This window comes from Bdellovibrio sp. HCB274, from assembly GCF_047306075.1.
In the GTDB taxonomy this organism is placed as follows: domain Bacteria; phylum Bdellovibrionota; class Bdellovibrionia; order Bdellovibrionales; family Bdellovibrionaceae; genus Bdellovibrio.
Genome location: NZ_CP178623.1, coordinates 240,079 through 256,878 on the forward strand (window position 1 = coordinate 240,079; position 16,800 = coordinate 256,878).

19 protein-coding genes are annotated in these 16,800 nt (G+C 46.4%); 10 read left to right on the plus strand and 9 right to left on the minus strand.

What is annotated here, in order from left to right:
- The first annotated feature begins 7 nt into the window (after nt 1-7).
- The 4 genes from ctaD to cyoE are packed head-to-tail and all read left to right on the plus strand — an operon-like array spanning nt 8 to nt 3,494.
- Entirely contained in the window at nt 8-1,621 is a 1,614-nt protein-coding gene (ctaD, locus tag ACLWNV_RS01265; protein ID WP_413586083.1) for a cytochrome c oxidase subunit I, read from the plus strand.
- Entirely contained in the window at nt 1,608-2,270 is a 663-nt protein-coding gene (locus tag ACLWNV_RS01270) for a cytochrome c oxidase subunit 3 family protein (protein WP_413586084.1), read from the plus strand. Before ctaD ends, ACLWNV_RS01270 begins: the two co-directional genes overlap by 14 nt.
- A gap of 2 nt (nt 2,271-2,272) precedes the next feature.
- Nucleotides 2,273-2,614, plus strand: a complete 342-nt coding sequence (locus tag ACLWNV_RS01275; RefSeq protein ID WP_413586085.1) for a cytochrome C oxidase subunit IV family protein — start codon at nt 2,273-2,275, stop codon at nt 2,612-2,614.
- Between the two features lie 4 nt (nt 2,615-2,618).
- A complete protein-coding gene (gene cyoE, locus ACLWNV_RS01280; protein WP_413586086.1) occupies nt 2,619-3,494 on the plus strand; it encodes a heme o synthase in 876 nt (291 codons plus the stop codon).
- Between the two features lie 37 nt (nt 3,495-3,531).
- Here the strand turns inward: cyoE and maiA are convergent, their stop codons facing one another.
- Nucleotides 3,532-4,191 (minus strand): maleylacetoacetate isomerase, encoded by a 660-nt coding sequence (gene maiA, locus ACLWNV_RS01285; RefSeq protein ID WP_413586087.1) that lies wholly within the window; start codon nt 4,189-4,191, stop codon nt 3,532-3,534.
- Nucleotides 4,192-4,251: 60 nt separating this feature from the next.
- On the opposite strand from maiA, the gene ACLWNV_RS01290 reads away from it, so the two are divergent.
- Genes ACLWNV_RS01290 through ACLWNV_RS01300 form a run of 3 tightly spaced genes read left to right on the plus strand, consistent with a single transcriptional unit; the run spans nt 4,252 to nt 6,578 of the window.
- On the plus strand, nt 4,252-4,977 hold the full coding sequence (locus ACLWNV_RS01290; protein WP_413586088.1) for a hypothetical protein: 726 nt from the start codon (nt 4,252-4,254) through the stop codon (nt 4,975-4,977).
- Between the two features lie 38 nt (nt 4,978-5,015).
- Complete coding sequence (locus ACLWNV_RS01295; protein ID WP_413586090.1) at nt 5,016-5,588, plus strand: outer membrane beta-barrel protein; 573 nt, start codon at nt 5,016-5,018, stop codon at nt 5,586-5,588.
- A 9-nt stretch (nt 5,589-5,597) separates the two neighbouring features.
- Complete coding sequence (locus ACLWNV_RS01300) at nt 5,598-6,578, plus strand: fumarylacetoacetate hydrolase family protein (protein WP_413586091.1); 981 nt, start codon at nt 5,598-5,600, stop codon at nt 6,576-6,578.
- Nucleotides 6,579-6,635: 57 nt separating this feature from the next.
- Here ACLWNV_RS01300 and ACLWNV_RS01305 read toward each other — a convergent pair whose 3' ends face one another.
- The 7 genes from ACLWNV_RS01305 to ACLWNV_RS01335 all read right to left on the minus strand — a co-directional run bounded on the left by ACLWNV_RS01305 (nt 6,636) and on the right by ACLWNV_RS01335 (nt 12,898).
- A complete protein-coding gene (locus ACLWNV_RS01305; RefSeq protein WP_413586092.1) occupies nt 6,636-7,178 on the minus strand; it encodes a superoxide dismutase family protein in 543 nt (180 codons plus the stop codon).
- A 64-nt stretch (nt 7,179-7,242) separates the two neighbouring features.
- A complete protein-coding gene (locus tag ACLWNV_RS01310) occupies nt 7,243-7,365 on the minus strand; it encodes a hypothetical protein (protein ID WP_413586093.1) in 123 nt (40 codons plus the stop codon).
- 115 nt (nt 7,366-7,480) lie between these two features.
- Nucleotides 7,481-7,891 carry an OsmC family protein gene (locus ACLWNV_RS01315; protein WP_413586094.1) on the minus strand — a complete coding sequence of 137 codons (411 nt, stop codon included), beginning with the start codon at nt 7,889-7,891 and terminating at the stop codon, nt 7,481-7,483.
- A 10-nt stretch (nt 7,892-7,901) separates the two neighbouring features.
- Nucleotides 7,902-8,402, minus strand: coding sequence for a response regulator (locus ACLWNV_RS01320; protein ID WP_413586095.1), 501 nt, complete (start codon nt 8,400-8,402; stop codon nt 7,902-7,904).
- Between the two features lie 8 nt (nt 8,403-8,410).
- Nucleotides 8,411-11,803, minus strand: a complete 3,393-nt coding sequence (locus ACLWNV_RS01325; RefSeq protein ID WP_413586096.1) for an ATP-binding protein — start codon at nt 11,801-11,803, stop codon at nt 8,411-8,413.
- Between the two features lie 6 nt (nt 11,804-11,809).
- Nucleotides 11,810-12,118 carry an Hpt domain-containing protein gene (locus ACLWNV_RS01330; RefSeq protein WP_413586097.1) on the minus strand — a complete coding sequence of 103 codons (309 nt, stop codon included), beginning with the start codon at nt 12,116-12,118 and terminating at the stop codon, nt 11,810-11,812.
- A 204-nt stretch (nt 12,119-12,322) separates the two neighbouring features.
- Complete coding sequence (locus ACLWNV_RS01335) at nt 12,323-12,898, minus strand: outer membrane beta-barrel protein (protein ID WP_413586098.1); 576 nt, start codon at nt 12,896-12,898, stop codon at nt 12,323-12,325.
- Nucleotides 12,899-13,025: 127 nt separating this feature from the next.
- Here ACLWNV_RS01335 and hmgA point away from each other — a divergent pair, with 127 nt between their 5' ends.
- Complete coding sequence (gene hmgA / locus ACLWNV_RS01340; RefSeq protein WP_413586099.1) at nt 13,026-14,309, plus strand: homogentisate 1,2-dioxygenase; 1,284 nt, start codon at nt 13,026-13,028, stop codon at nt 14,307-14,309.
- A 34-nt stretch (nt 14,310-14,343) separates the two neighbouring features.
- Here hmgA and ACLWNV_RS01345 read toward each other — a convergent pair whose 3' ends face one another.
- Nucleotides 14,344-14,862: a hypothetical protein gene (locus ACLWNV_RS01345; protein ID WP_413586100.1), complete on the minus strand. Its 519-nt coding sequence runs from the start codon at nt 14,860-14,862 to the stop codon at nt 14,344-14,346.
- A 220-nt stretch (nt 14,863-15,082) separates the two neighbouring features.
- Between ACLWNV_RS01345 and ACLWNV_RS01350 the strand changes: the two genes are divergently transcribed.
- Together ACLWNV_RS01350 and ACLWNV_RS01355 are read left to right on the plus strand one after the other, a co-directional pair.
- The gene (locus tag ACLWNV_RS01350) at nt 15,083-16,063 is read left to right on the plus strand and encodes an NAD(P)H-quinone oxidoreductase (protein ID WP_413586101.1); all 981 of its coding nucleotides are present in this window, start codon (nt 15,083-15,085) and stop codon (nt 16,061-16,063) included.
- A 23-nt stretch (nt 16,064-16,086) separates the two neighbouring features.
- Nucleotides 16,087-16,782 carry a hypothetical protein gene (locus ACLWNV_RS01355; protein WP_413586102.1) on the plus strand — a complete coding sequence of 232 codons (696 nt, stop codon included), beginning with the start codon at nt 16,087-16,089 and terminating at the stop codon, nt 16,780-16,782.
- Nucleotides 16,783-16,800 lie beyond the last annotated feature (18 nt).

Consider the following 16,800-nt stretch of genomic DNA (forward strand, 5'->3'; position numbering starts at 1 on the left):
GAAGCTCATGGGTGCACATTCATCATCAGCTCACGGCGACAACTATATTAATTGTGAAAAAGGCCTCTGGTCTTGGTTAACGACAATCGACCATAAACGTATCGGTATCATGTACATGATCGCGGTTATGTTCTTCTTCTTTGTCGGTGGGGTTATGGCCCTGCTTCTTCGTTTGGAACTTTTTGCTCCGAACGCGACAGCAGGTGTTGGACAGGTTTTGAAAAACGGTGACGTTTACAATCAGGTCCTTACTTATCACGGCGCGATCATGGTCTTCATGGTTATCGTTCCTGGTATTCCGGCGATCCTGGGTAACTTCTTCCTTCCGATCCATCTGGGCGCGAAGGATATGGCTTTCCCTAAGGTCAACTTGCTTAGCTGGTACGTATTCATGTTCGGTGCCTTGTTGGCAGTAGCGACATTCTTCCTGTCTAAAATCGACACTGGTTGGACGTTCTACACTCCTTACTCTATCCGCACTGGAACTTCAGTGGTCGTGATGGTTGTGGCCGCCTTCATCATGGGTATGTCTTCTATCCTGACAGGTTTGAACATGATCGTAACGGTTCACAAACTAAGAGCACCGGGCATGACTATGCATCGTATGCCATTGTTTGTGTGGGCGATGTACTCAACGGCGATTTTGCAGCTCCTTGCAACTCCGGTTTTAGGTATCACGTTGATGTTGCTCGCAGCTGAGAAAATCTTCGGTGTTGGTATCTTCGATCCGGCATTGGGCGGTGACCCGGTTCTGTTCCAGCATTTCTTCTGGTTCTACTCGCATCCGGCGGTTTACATCATGATCTTGCCAGCGATGGGTGTGATCTCCGAGATCATCACTGCGTTCTCTCGCAAAGTTATCTTCGGTTATACGGCAATTGCATACTCTTCATTGGGTATCGCAGCGGTTTCCTTCTTCGTTTGGGGTCACCACATGTTCGTATCCGGTCAGTCTGAACTTGCGGGTATCATGTTCTCCTTCATCACGATGCTGGTGGGTGTTCCGACAGCGATCAAGATGTTCAACTGGGTTGCGACGATCTACAAAGGTTCAGTCAGCTTTGATTCCCCGATGTTGTTCGCTCTTGGTTTCTTGTTCCTGTTCGCCATCGGTGGTGTGACAGGTATCATGCTTGCGACTCTTCCAATCGACGTTCACTTCCATGACACTTACTTCGTGGTAGCCCACTTCCACTACGTAATGGTGGGTGGTACTTTAATGGCGTTGATGGGTGGCTTCTATTACTGGTTCCCGAAAATGTTCGGTAAGAACTTCAACGAAGCTTTGGCTCGCTTGTCTTTCGTGTTCATCTTCATCGGTTTCAACGTGACGTTCTTCCCTCAGTTCATCCTGGGCGCGATGGGTATGCCACGTCGTTATTTCGACTACATCCCGAACTATGAACAGCTGAACAAAGTTTCAACTGTTGGTTCATGGTTGATCCTGATTGGTTTCTTGATCGGTCTTTATGCGATTGTACAAGGTATCAGAAAAGGTTCGAAAGCAGTTGCCAACCCATGGGGTGCAAAAACTCTTGAATGGCAGACAGCTTCACCTCCACCACAATTTAACTTCGATGTTGAACCAGTAGTAACAGCGGGGCCTTATGAGTACAGATAACGTAGCACACCCACACTCAGCACACGTGTCGCATCACTTTAACGATGCGACTCAGGAATACGATAGCGGTAAGCAAGGTATTTGGTTGTTCATGGTAACCGAGATCCTGATGTTTGGTGCGATCTTGGTTGGTTATGGAATTTTCCATCACCTGTATCCTGCGATGTTCTCTGAAGGTGCAAAGCAACTTGATTGGAAATTGGGTTTCGTAAATACCCTGGTTCTAATCTTCTCTTCTTTCACAATGGCGATTTCCATCCAGTTGATCCAGCGCAATCAGATCAAAAAAGCCGCAATGGCTTTGGCGATCACGATCCTTTGCGGTGCGGTCTTCATGGTGATCAAATACTTCGAGTGGACTCACAAATTCCATCTTGGCTTCTATCCAGGACGTTTCCTGGATTTGGCTAAAACTGGTGCGGAGCACGCAAACCTTGGTATGTACTTTGGTTTCTACTTCTGCATGACAGGTCTTCACGGTCTTCACGTGTTGATCGGTATGGGTTTGATCACTTGGTTGTTGATCAGAACGATTCGCGGCGATTTCCACTCCCAATACTGGATCCCGGTTGAGGGTGTTGGTATCTTCTGGCACATCGTCGATTTGATCTGGATCTTCCTATTCCCTCTTCTTTACCTGGTGGGTTAACAATGGCAGCAGCAAATAATCAAAAACACGATCCAAACGTTCTTCATCCGCACATCTCTCCGACTTCCATGTACTTGAAAGTTGCGGGAGCATTGTTCGGTTTGACTATCCTGACGGTTGTAGCGCATCAGTTCCATGAGGCTTTGGGAGCATTCAACGCCCTGGTAGCTTTCGGGATTGCAGCGATCAAAGCCGGTTTGGTTTTGTTGTACTTCATGCACTTGAAGGACGACAACAACATGAACCGTATGATCTTCGCGTCTGGTTTCTTCTTCTTGATCCTTCTTCTTCTCTTTAGCGTAGTGGATATTGCATCTCGAGCTATTGAGGTCAGTCCTCTGTAGATCCGTGTTAAAGACTTACGCGGATCTTACCAAGTTTGGCATAGTCGTCTTTTCCGTTCTTGCGGGTTTGGCCGGCTATGCCACTGGTTTTCAAAGTGAAAATCCATTCGATTGGAAATTGTTCCTTTCGGCTCTTCTGGGAATCTATTTCTTAAGTTCTGGTTCGTTGGCCTTGAATCAAGTTCAAGACTGGCAGCTGGATAAAAAAATGCCCAGAACAGCCAATCGTCCGATTCCAGCGGGTCGTCTTAAACCAGCTGCAGGTGGTATTCTTGCGGTACTGTTTATCTTCGTCGGTCTGCAGTTGCTGTTCACGGTTCAACCGATGGCAGGCCTGGTCGGTTTGGTTTGCGTCTTGTTCTATAACGGTCCGTACACTTTATATCTTAAAAAGAAGTGGGCTTACGGTGCAGTTCCGGGTGCATTTCCGGGTGCTTTGCCAGTGACGATCGGTTATGCAGCAGCAAATCCTGACATCTTTAATTCTGAATCTGTGTACTTGTTCCTAATCATGTTTATCTGGCAGATGCCGCACTTCTGGGTGTTGGCGATTCGCTATAAAGATGATTATGCAGCGGGGGATATTCCGGTTCTTCCAGTGGCTCGCGGAATCGATAAAACCCTGGAGCAAATTGCTCTTTGGACTTTCGCTTACGTCGGAGTTGCTTTGGCTGCGCCATTGTTCGTTCATGCCAGCTGGCTTTATATTCTGCTGACTTTCCCGTTTGTGTTTAAGGTTCTGCAGGAGCTTTACCGCTATTATAAATCCAAAGGCACACAACGCTGGATGGCCTTCTTTATGTGGTTGAATGTCAGTATGCTGGTTTTCATTATCATTCCAGTGATCGACAAATGGCACTTCCTGATCACAGAACGCTAAAACAAGAAAAGCCCGGTCTCCCGGGCTTTTTTAGTTTTTACGGCTTACGCAAATCATCTGGTGTATCAATTTGACGGCTGAAGTGAGCTTCCATAAACGCCGGATGCTGATCCAGGTTTCCAAAGATCTTCATCACAGTTGGATACTTGCTAAGATCCACATGAAAGCGCTGGCAGGTAATGATTTGCGGATAAAGCACAACATCGGCCATCGTCACCTGATCGCCAAAGCAGTACTTGCCGGCAAACTCAGGCAATGTTTTTTCCAGTGCTTCCAATCCTTGAATAACCCATTTTTGCACCCACTGGTCTTTTTGTTCCTGAGTATAACCATGGGCCTGGCCCAGGTACTTCGTCACTTTCAAATTCCCATAGGGATGCATGGAGGCGTTCACGATTTCACAAATCTGGCGAACTCGCGCGCGCAGGAAAGCATCCTTCGGCATGATGGAAGGAGAGGGATGGATCTCTTCAAGGTATTCGATGATGGCCATGGAATCCGGAATAACTTTTCCATCATGAACCAGTGTCGGAATACCGCCCAGGGGATTCAGTTTCAAATACTCTTGGGAGTGTTGTTCGTCCTTAAGCAGATTGATGGGTTTGTATTCAAAGCCAATTCCCTTTAGCTGCATCACTACGCGAGCCCGGAAGGAAGTGGAGCTTCGAAAGTAGTTGTAAAGTACGAATGAGGACATATACTAACTCCTGTTGATTGCATGAAATAACATCACAGATTTTCATCAAAGGGCGATTTAATGCCAAGTAGATTTATCTTTTCGCTGCGCTTTTCATCGAAGGTTATGATGAAGCTTGCGAAGTTGTCGCTTGCCATGGTTCTTTTCATGAGTCTTTTTCGACTCAACCTCTTCCTGCTTTCCGCCTTCGCCAAAGTTGAACAGCTTAACTTGATGGAAGTGCTTTACTCTTTTGGCACGGGGATTCGTTTTGACCTTTTGATCTTTGGATTTTTGCTTCTGCCGATTTATTTCATTTTGATGATTCAGGCGGTTTGCGAAAAATGGCCAAACGGAATGTTCCTTTTCTACAAGTTCTATTTCGGCGCCGTTTGGCTGGCGATCTCCTTGCTGTCTTTTGTTGATTTCTTTCACTATGCCCATCATGGTCGTCGCATGCGGTTTGCGGAATATTCCAACTGGACTCCGCAGTTCACGCTGGAGCAAATGCAGTCTTTGCCCCAGAATCAGGCCCTGATTTTTTCTATCATCACAGTGGTTTTGCTGGTCCTGGGTTACATGTTGATTCGCGCCGTGAACTTCGGACAGTGGAAAGACGAATACTCACCGCAAAAAGGGTCGAAGATTGAAATGGCCCTACGCATTGTCCTGCCGCTATTGGTAATTGTTTTGGCAGCCCGTGGCACCGTGGAGCCTCACCATTTGGCGTTAGAGCACAGTCAGATTTCTCACAGTACAGCACTGAACGAAATATCCCTGAATGCCGTATGGTGTTTTGATAAATAGAATAACTTGTGGGAGACTTTTTCCCATAAGGAGTTCTTATGAAAAAACTGGCGCTTTCGTTGCTTGTCGTTTCTGGTCTTTTTTCTTCAGCAGCTTTTGCTGATCTTAATTACGGTCTTGAAGTTGGTTTGCGCAGTCAATCCGGTGATACTGATGCTGCCGGCACAAACACAGAATCGCAAACTGCTATGCAGTTCGGTGCTTTTGGTATTCTGCCAATCGCGGGTCCGTGGAACATTCGCACAGGTTTGCTTTACACTCAGCGCCCGTTGACTTTAAAAACAGGTTTGACTGAAGGAAAAGTTGAAATGAACTACGTCGATATTCCTGTGAATATCATGTACAAGTTCGAAGACTATGCTGGCGTGTATTTGGGTGCAAACCTTGCGATCAACATGGATAAAAAATGTGGTCTTGCAAACTGCACAGTCAGCGACGTGACTTCGCCGCTTATTCCATTGGTGATCGGTGCTTCTTTCAAATTCTCTCCAAATTTTGGTCTGAATGTTTATTTTGAAAGTGCCAGCGGCAAAGTTGCCACTGTTACGGGCGGTACGGAGTTGAAAAACTATCGTGCAGCAGGTGCGAACTTACTTGTTACTTTTGACTAAGGATAAAACGTGAAACTAGGTACTCTGAAATCAGCTCAAAGCATGGATGGTGATCTTTGTGTGGTCAGCCGTGATCTAAAAACTGCGGTGAAAGCGACCCATATCGCTCCGAACCTTCGCGAGGCCATGGAAAAGTGGTCCGCGAAAGAAGCTGATTTGAAAAAGCTTTATAATGATTTGAATGATGGCAAGGCGGCTGGCGCATTTGCGGTGAACGAACAGGATTTCCATTCGGCTTTGCCAAGAACCTGGTTGTTTGCAGATGGCTCAGCTTTCATCTATCACATCAAATTGGTGCGTAAGGCGCGTAATGCTCCATTGCCGGAAACATTGACGACAGTTCCTCTGATGTATCAGGGCGAGTGTGGGCAGTTCCTGGCTCCGACTGAAGATATTCCTCAACGTGACTTTGCTCACGGAACGGATTTCGAAGGTGAAGTGGGTGTAGTCACTGATTTCGTTCCGATGGGTGTAACTCCAGAGGAAGCGTTGAAACATATCAAGCTTTTGGTTTTGATCAACGACGTGTCTTTGCGCGGCTTGATCCCGGCGGAATTGGCAGGTGGATTTGGATTCTTCCAAAGTAAGCCAGCATCTGCTTTGTCACCATTTGCAGTGACGGCTGACGAGTTGGGTGATGGTTATAAAGATGGCCGTATCCATTTGCCATTGGATGTAACTTACAATGGCGAGTTTTTTGGTAAGGCGAATGCCGGGGCCATGCACTTCCATTTTGGACAGTTGATTGCTCACGCGGCAAAAACCCGCAACCTGCCAGCAGGTGCGATCATCGGAAGCGGTACAGTTTCCAATGAAGATCACGAGAAGGGTTCAAGCTGTCTTGCGGAAAAACGCATGATCGAGCAAATCGAGCAGGGTGAAATCAAAACGCCATTCATGAAGGCGGGCGACACAATCCAGATGCAGATGAACAATGCCAAGGGTGAAAACGTCTTTGGTAAGATCTCTCAGAAAGTTCGTTCAGTTTAAATAAAAAAATGCCGGGCAAGACCCGGCATTTTTTATCTTTGAAATTTAATTCAAAAATTACATTGCTTCGATAACGCCGCAAGCTTCGCGAGCGCCAGCATTACCTGCAGGTTGAGATTTCAAATCATCTTTACCTTTGTGCACGATAATGGATTTACCGATAATGCCTTCAGCACCAGTCAAAGAACCTTTGATAGTGATTGAAGTGTTAGCCTGGCCTTTTTTGTCAGCCATCAAGTTACCCATGTCACCCATGTGACGGTCCGCAGAAGTCAAAGAACCGTGTTTTGCGTTAGATGGATTGAAGTGGCCACCAGCAGAAGTGAAATCACCTTCGCATGTGCCAGTCTCGTGAATGTGGAAACCATGAGCACCACGTTTCAAACCGTCGATCATTGTTTCAACTTTAATTTCGCCGTTTTCTTCTGTGAAAGTAACAGTACCTTTAATTTTAGAGCCTTTGCCTGCTTTAAGAACAGCTTGGGCTTTAGTCGGTGCAGGTGGCGGAGGTGGAGCTGCAGGAGTTACTGGAGCCTCTTCTTTGTGTGCGCAAGCGCCGATAAATAGTGCTGCAAGGACTGGTGCGATAAATCTTTTCATGTGTATCTTCCTTTCATCGAAAATTTACTTGAAAAGATGGTCACAGGTTTTTATCGCACTGTCATTATTGAATCAAAAAATGGCGGCAGACCTCGACCGTAACAAAAGTTAAGGTGTAGAACGCCAATACTTTTCGTCCGGTTCTGATTTTTGCAGCAAGCAATGCGCGAGTACCCAGCGTTGTCATAATGACCCCCTTGTTCCTTTATTATCGGACTCAGGGGTTAATAGATCCAATTGATTATCTTTACTGGATCTATAGATTTATCCTATATGACGGGTATCGCTTAGAGACGCTTTAATTAAGCTATATCATAGTGAAATAAGACAGGAATTTGCATATCCGGATGCATGCTGACCTTCACCGGGCAACCCAGTGCAAAGTCTTCCAGCTTTTTGCGGTAGTCGTGCGGGATGTTCATTGGCAGGTGTAAAACCACGTTTAATTTTGCAATTCTGCGTGGGTTCGAACTCATTTCCTTTTCAACTTCCGCCCAGGCGCCTTTTAAATTGATAGCATCTTTTTCAGAGTGAATGGCCATGGTCGTAAGCATGCAACTGCCCATTGCGGCTCCAACTAAATCAGTTGGAGAAAAGAGCTCGCCCTTACCGTGATTGTCTTTAGGCGCATCCGTACCAATGCGTGCTGAAGACGGTTGGTGAGTGATCTCACAATGTTTTTCGCCCTGATAGTGGGTAGTAGACTTAACCATGCTCTGTGTCCTAGTTCGACATCTGATCGATAATCTTGCGCAGGCGCATCTCTGAAGATTTAGACATGTCCGTATAGATCTTACGAAGATGTGTGGATTGTACCGGGTCATTTTTGGAAGCTTTCATCTCTCGGCCGATTTTGATCGCAGAGCAAACGCTTTCGATGACCAGTTTTCTTTTTGAATCTTTAGTGATGAAGTCAAAGGCACCCAATGACAGCGCTTCCAAAGCACGGGCATGATCGCCGTGGGCCGTCAGTACAACAAACGGAGTCATGTGCCCCAACGAACGCACATAAGCCAAAAACTTAAGGCCATTCATTTGTGGCATTTCAATATCGGACAAAATAGTGTCGAACTCTTTGGTCTTTACGTACTGCAAAGCCGCGGCACCGTTTTCAGCCTCAACGATTTCGTCGACGAATTCCTTTAAGAAATGTTTAAGAAGTTCGCGAATATCCGCGTCGTCCTCAACAATCAGCAATCTGCTTTTTTCTTCTTGTGAATTCATCGTGATCCCTAATTCGTGTAACGGTTGATTACGCCTAACAAAACATCTTTCTTAAACGGCTTCGTGATATGATCATCGCAACCGGCGTTGATAGACTTTTGCTTGTCGTCGGAAAGTGCATGGGCTGTAAGTGCGATTATTGGAATGTGTGCGTGCCTTGTTGCGCGTTCCCATTCACGAATGATCGATGTTGCTGCATATCCATCCATTTCCGGCATTTGAACGTCCATAAAGACGATGTCAAACTCGTTAGACTTTATCTTATCTACAGCTTCAAGTCCATTCTCCGCTTCAATTATTTCAAATGGAAAGCTTTTTAAGAAATGTGTGAATAGAATGCGATTGTCTTCAGTGTCATCAGCAAGAGGAATTCGCAGATTTTTATTTTCGTTAGAGTTAACTGATTGTTGTTCGGTTTCTCGTGATTCGTATTGATCAGCTAATGATAGCAACGACGTATTGATCAGTGGATTTGTGGATGTTTCTATACTGCTGACCTGTTCACGGTATGGCATTGTGAAATAAAACGTCGTTCCCGTGTTTTCGCGGCTCTTAAACCAGATTTGTCCACCCATAAGTTCAACCAGACTTTTTGAAATGGCCAGACCCAATCCTGTTCCACCATAGCGTCTCGTGATCGAACTGTCGGCCTGGGAAAACTTCTGGAATATCAGATGCTGCTTTTGCGGAGCAATGCCCACGCCGGTATCACTGACGGTGATAAGTAGACTGTCTTTTTTAGTGGCATTTTTTGTGACAGAAACTTTGATTTCCCCGCGATCCGTAAATTTGATCGAGTTGCTGACAAGATTAATCAACACCTGACGTAATTTTGTCGGGTCACCCATCAGATGTGGTTTCACGCCAGGTCCGATTTCGAACGAGTACTCGACACCTTTGATTTGTGCGCGAGGAAGCATGATCTGCTGAACATCGGACATCATCTTGCGCAGATCGAAGTTGATATTCTCAATGGAAACTTCACCGGCTTCAATTTTTGACAGATCCAGAATGTCGTTGATTAACGCCATCAGTACTTCGCTGGCTTTTTGGAAGATCGTCAAATAGTAACGCTGATCCGGATCAAGCTTCGTCTCTTTTAAAAGTTCAGCCATACCCATGATCGCATTCATCGGCGTGCGGATTTCGTGACTCATGTGAGCCAGGAATTGGGATTTGGCCAAAGACGATTTCTCGGCTTCATCCTTCATCGAAATCAATTCAAGCTCGGCCTTTTTCAATTCGGTGATATCCTGATTGATACCCCATGTGTACAACGGGTTCTTGTTGTCGTCGTACTCGGTGATACCCATCAGGTTTGTCCAAACATATTCATTGGTATCAGCGCGGCGCACGCGAAGTGTGAAATGGAATTCCCGGGTTCCAGAGCCCTGGATGCGAATGGCATCATCCAGAACATGAACGTCTTCGTGATGAATCATTGCTCTGAAAAGCTCATAGCTTGGATGAACTTCAGCGGGATTTAATCCCAAAAGTTTAAACTGTTCGTCGGACCAGATCATTTGTCCATTACGAAGATCCCAGCGGAAGGAGCCGGTTTTGGAAATCGCCTGTGAAGCCTTTAGCAGGTCTTCCTTCATACGAAGTTCGCGCTCGGCCTCAAGCTTCCAGCGCTGGTCAGCGCCAACCACGACAAAGCGTTCATGGCCGGTTGTGTTTTCCATTGGAATGACCGTCACAGCCAAAGGAATGCGTTCTCCGGAAAGACATTTTAGCTGGGCTTCTTTGCGTTGTGAGTTGATAAGATCTTTTGCTTCCAGATCCATCCACAAAGAAATATCAGAGCCAATGATCGACATCTCAGGCGTGCCGATCAACTCAAAAGCAATGCGATTGGTTTTGCGGATGATCGCTTTAAGATTGCCTTCGTATCCAGGAATCACGTCCACCATGAACATGATTTTCCCCAGGGTCAGGATGACGTCTTCAAGGACCGTCTTTTCCATTTTTTCCTGATTCAGGTTTTGCGCCAAAGTGTTGTAGTCGTTAAACACATTCGCAAACTCATCCTGATTGGAATAATTGATGGCCTTAAAGGCGCTTCCCTGTGATTGAACTTTCTTGTGCAGATAATTCAAAGGTTGAGTCAGCTGTTTGCCAAAAAAGAAAGCCAGGCCCAGGGAAATAATCAGGAACATCAACCCAATCACTACAAAGACAACCAGATAGTGATTAATCGGTCCGGTGGTTTCGTTGAAGTTTGATTTTGCAATCAGTGCCCACTCAGCACCGCCGGGAAGCTGAACTTTACCAATGGACATCAGGCTGACCGCATTCAGATAGTCGGTACCCGTTTCCAGTGAATCTTCCGAGCGCAGATAGTGACGAACCTTTTCCAAAGGCAGGCCCGCGATCAACGCCGTCGTGCTTTTGCTTTGAATGGATTTAATTGCAGGGTCGCGGCCGCCAGCACTGGAGTACTGTTTGATAAATTCACCTGGATTTTCGTGATACAGACGCGAACTGTTTCTCATCAAGCCATCTGGCCCGAATGCCACAACTTCGCCGGTTTCGCGCAGACCGAATTTTTTCCACTGGTAATTGTCGCTAAGAATCTGATCAAAACGACTTAAGGAAACTTTGAACAGCAGGGTGCCGATATAATTTTTTTGATCATAAATCGGGGCGGCAATGTAGGAAACGTACTCTGGAAATCCTGACGACAGCGGGGCGAAATCAAAAAATTTAAACGTCTGAGGCGGCGCACTTTGTGACCAGCGATAGACGTCCGTCAGACGGGTACCGCTGAAAAAACCTGTATCCAGGTTAGCTCCAAGCTCCAGCCCTTTTTGCACGGAATAAACCACGACACCGTCTTTATCCAACAACAACACGTCGTCCATTTGAAATCTGTCCGAGTAATCGGAAAGAAAAGTATGGATCTCACTGTGCGTTTTAAAATAACCGTAAGGGTCTGCATTTTTGAGGGCCGTAACATTTCGTGGGGTGCTTTCGTTACGGCTGGCTTCTTGTAAAATCATGGATTGCAGAACCAGCGCCGACTTGTTTAAACGGTCCGCAATATGGGATTCATTTTTATTGGCGGCATCGCTGGCTGTATAGTAGTCGTTCACGACCTGAACATCATGAGCCAGGGATTTTTCGGGGATGTTCTGAGCTAACTTTTTAAAAGATTCGTGAAAGGCTGAAACAGCGTCACGGACTCTGACCATTTCGGCTGCAACCAAAAGATTGTTACCCAAATTTTCCAGATCGGTTTTCAGTGCCTGGGCGCGGTTCAGACGAATCTGAATCAGGCGCTCGGAATGACCACTTTGCAGAGTCGATGCTCCGATTTTATAGCCCATCGTTCCTGCTGCGATCATCGCACCAGTCACAATGAGCAATGTAAAGAGGAGGATACGCAGGCGTATGGTCATGGATTCCTAGGACATCGGCACAAAGTGAATTTCAATGTTCTCGAAATGAGTTTTCATGTCCTGGGCAAGAGTCGCCAATTGAGAGGCGTCATTGTTTTTAGAAAGCTTTTCCATTTGAGCTGCGATTTCGCTTAGTTGCATAAATCCGTAGCTAGAAGCTGCACCCTTAATTTTATGAGTCAAAGCTGCAATTGCAGGCAAGTCGTTGTTATTGATAAGTTCCTGCAAAGCCGTGATGTCTTTTTTGCGGTTTTCAGTAAATTGAGGAATCAAATCCTGAAGATCAGCGTCTATTTCTACTTTGATTTTTGCCATAGTCCTGTCGTTATCCTTATTAGCTGCGGCCAGTACAACCTAATTTGGTTTATCGCAGCCTTTATTGCATATATTTAATACCAATCGGGCATTTCCTTCGCCACAGCGCCTATGACGCTGATTTGATGAAGAAAATACCCAACTTTGGAACACCCCATGATGGAGTCTATTTTTAAAAATTACCGCCCCGTTGTGCAATACAAATTAGAAGGTCATAGGAACGGAAACGCTGAACATTGTGACCTTGTTGTTGAAGTCATCAAGGCTTGGGATGGAGCCCCAATTTCCTGTGCCTTTTTTGTATGTCAGATCCATGTATTCCAGGTTCAAGGCAACAAAGAATATTTTGATGCCGGCTCCCACTTTAGGGCCCGTTGCTTCCTCAAATTTTACGTCAAACAATCCGCTTTCTTCAGGATCCAGGGTTCCGCCGAAAACGTATCCTGCCCAAAATCTTAAACCCACCAGCGGAGTTTGTACGCCGATAATTGCACCATAAGTTAATGAAGTCGCATCGGCATCATACCCTGTATTGTCGTGTTTGAATTTAGGTTTGGAATAGCTGCCATCCAGGCCCACGAACAACATGCTGTCAACAAAGTGCATACCCAACTTTAAATCCAACCCCAAACCCTTAGTGGTTGCTTCTGAGTCATCAATGTCGACGTTACCTTTGCCACTTTCATAGAAAATTGCGGGCTCAAGATAGAATCCCATTGCCATTGATTTTGCAGAGAATAATAGAGTCAAACCTGCGAAAGCCAAAATCCATTTTTTCATCAAAACCTCCAGTGATTTTCATAAGAGTACTGCGACATCTTATCTTCGTCGCACTGTGTTTTATCACCAGACCTCCACCCCGGCGGGAGCATTGACTTTAGTAGGTAAAACCTGATTATCATGACCTATGGAAAATCAATATTTGTCAGGATTCGGAAATCATTTTTCTTCTGAGGCTCGCGCCGGTGCTTTGCCAGTGGACCAGAACTCTCCACAAAAAGTAGCGATGGGACTTTATGCAGAACAACTGAGTGGTTCCGCATTTACCGCTCCCAGAAATCATAATTTATATTCCTGGCTTTATCGCATTCGCCCTTCAGTGATGCACAAGGCTTATGTGCCCTTGAAAGAGCTAAGTGCAAAAACTTTCACTAAGCCTAAGTACATCAATCCAAATCAAATGCGCTGGAATCCGATTGCGGCAGCAGGTTCTCAGGACTTTGTCGAAGGCATTCGCACGATCTGCGGCAGCGGTGGGGTCGAGGAGCATCGTGGTATTCACGTGCACCTGTATTCCTTTGGTAAAGGAATGGGAAAACGCTATTTCATGAATGCTGATGGCGATTTCATGTTCGTGCCTCAAAATGGCTCCATTCAGTTGAAAACTGAAGTGGGCGTGATCGAAGCAGAGCCAGGGGAGATTGCCGTCGTACCAAGAGGTATGAAATTTCAAGTGAATCCTCTCGGCAACGGCACTTGCACTGGTTATGTCGGTGAAAATTTTGGTTCTCCGTTTCAGTTGCCAGAGCTGGGTCCGATTGGTGCCAATGGACTTGCGCACCGTCGTCACTTCCTGACTCCGGTTGCAGCTTTCGAGGACCTGGAGGGCCAGTTTGAACTGATTGGTAAATTCTCTGGCGAATTGTGGAGTGCCGAGATGAATCACTCTCCACTTGATGTGGTCGCTTGGCATGGCAACTATGTTTCGTATAAATACGACCTAAGGAAGTTCAACGCCATCAACACGGTCAGTTTCGATCATCCAGATCCATCCATCTTTACAGTGCTAACTTCACCAAGTGAAATTCCAGGTACGGCGAATGTGGATTTTGCGATCTTCCCGCCACGTTGGATGGTGGCAGAGCATACATTCCGTCCGCCGTATTTCCATCGCAATTGCATGAGCGAATACATGGGATTGATCTATGGGGAGTACGACGCAAAAACCGCTGGTGGATTCGTTCCGGGCGGCGGCAGTCTTCATAACTTCTATTCTGCCCATGGTCCTGATGTGGACGCCTTTGAAAAGGCCAGCGTGGCCGAGCTTAAACCTGTTCGTCTGTCGCAGACGATGGCGTTTATGTTTGAATCACGTTCCGCTTATCGCGTGACTGATTTTGCAATGGGTAAGGAAATTCTGCAGGCCGATTATCAAGAGTGCTGGCAGGGATTTAAAAAGAATTTTAAATAGAAAATAAAAAGGGCTCTTCGTAAGAGCCCTTTTTTTATTTTTCCAGGTTGGAAAGTATTGTTTCAATGCGTCCTGCGAGTTCCTGGGTTTCAGGATTTTGGCGCATTTCCTCGAACTGTGTGAATGGAATGCGATCATTATTTGCCAAGCCTATATTGGCAAAATAATTGTCGGGACTATCGAAGTGTAAAATGAAACCTTCGTTGTCTCTTTCCACTGTAACCGACGAGTGAAGTTCAGCGATGTTTTCTTCAAGCATGTCCACCGCTTCTTCAGTCAGCTGTAAATTGATATCGCGTGGAGGCTCTTCCGGAGTTGCCGGCGGTTGTGCCAGCGGAGTTGCTGTCGGATTCGCAGCAGCCATCGTGTCCGGAGTTGCTGGAGGAGCAGCTTCCTCTGCATTTTCGGTGGGTCCTGGTTGGTTCATCTCATCTTCAGAGACACCTTGAGCCACTTCCGTTGGAGCAGAAGCGGATTTTGGAGCGGTGAATTTGAATACACCCCAGCCAACTAAAATTCCCAGTGCAAATGCGACGATTAGGTCCTTGTTCATGGGACCGATATTAGGCTCAAGCCATAAAAAGGCAATAGGGTTTGGTTTCTTTTGCAGTAATTTTAGTAAATGACAAAGTCGCTACCACCGGGCGGGAGGACATCCGTTAAAATACAAACATGACTGGGGGATTTTGAAACTGAGGGGAGTTCTATGTTTACGTGGTGGAAGCCTTTACTATCACCTTCTGTTTATTTAAGGTTAAAGCTGAGGTGAACGCATGAAGGTCATTGAAATTACGAAACCTGGGGGACCCGAAGTATTGGTCGTTGGCGAAAGATCAGCTCCAAAACCCAAAGACGGTGAAGTATTAATCAAAGTAAGGGCAGCGGGGGTGAACCGTCCCGACTGTGCTCAACGCCAGGGAACGTATCCGCCTCCGCCAGGAGCCTCAGATTTACTGGGCCTGGAGGTTGCCGGCGAAATCACTGAACTCGGCCCCCATGTAAAACGCTGGCAAAAGGGTGACCCGGTCTGCGCCCTGGTAAATGGTGGCGGCTATGCTGAATATGTCACTGTTCCCGAAGGTCAATGCTTACCTATTCCCTATGATCTGGATTTCACCCACGCAGCGGCTTTGCCTGAAACGTTCTTTACGGTTTGGACAAATGTATTTGAAAGCGGCCAATTGGTAAAAGGCGAATCAATTCTGGTGCACGGCGGATCCGGAGGCATTGGAACTACTGCCATTCAGCTGGCTCATCAATTTGGTGCCACAGTCTTTACAACTGTCGGTAAAGAATCCGCAGTCACTCCTTGCCTGGAATTAGGGGCTGATACTGTCATCCAATACAAAAAAGATGATTTTGTTTCAGTGATTAAGGATGCCACTGGAGGCAAAGGTGTCGATGTTATTTTGGATATGGTGGGTGGAGAATATTTTGGTCGCAACTTAGAGTGCCTGGCACCAATGGGCCGCCTTGTACAAATTGCAACCATTCAGGGAGCCACGGTCTCTTTTGATTTGCGCCGAATGATGGCAAAACGTCTTACAATCACGGGTTCAACGTTGCGACCTCGCTCGACCGAGGAGAAATCCCGAATAGCGCAAAGCCTTGAAGAACACGTTTGGCCGTTATTAAACAAAGGTCGTCTAAAGCCTGTGATTTTCAAAGAATTTAATCTGGATCAGGTGCGCGAGGCCCACGAGTTGATGGAATCCAGTGCTCATACCGGAAAGATTGTTCTAAACGTTCGATAGGTTCACAGTCGTGCGGAGGTCTTATGGTGTTTTCGCCAGCAGGCGGTCTGTCAGTATTGCTTTTCATGGCCGTCGTCATTGGTGTTTGCATGATGTTCATTGGCGCCGTCGGGGTTGTCAGTGAGCGCCTGGAATTTTCAGTAAACCGTGAAGTGCTAAAAGTCACTGTGCTGGTCATCTTGTGGTTGGGGTTGGGGGCAGCCCTGGCTTACACTCAACAGCTGGCGCAACATCCTTATCCCACGGCGCTGGCTTACTTTTTCGTCGTGGTGCTGATTTCATTTTGGGTGGCACTTTCCAGTTTCGGTAATCGGCTGGCACTGGGACTGTCACTGTCAGCACTTGTGTTGTTCCAAGGGTTTCGTTTTCCCATGGAACTTATCGTATTTCAGTGGGCCGAGCAGGGAACTATGCCTTACACGATGACCTGGACCGGGTATAACTTTGACATTCTGGCAGGGGCGTTAGCGTTGGTCATTGCTCCGGTTGCTAACTCCAGCAAATCCCTGGTGTGGTTGTTTAACATTGTCGGCATAGTTTTGGCGATTAATGCGGTTTACGTCGGCGTGATGTCTTCGCCCTTGCCCTTTGCCTGGGATATCGAGCCTCGCCTGGTGTTGCTTTATCATATGCCATATTACCTGGTGATGCCGGTCTGTGTGGGGGCGGGAATTGCCGGACATGTGATTTTGACAAAGGCCTTGTTGTACAAAGTTTAAATTTTCATAATTGAACAG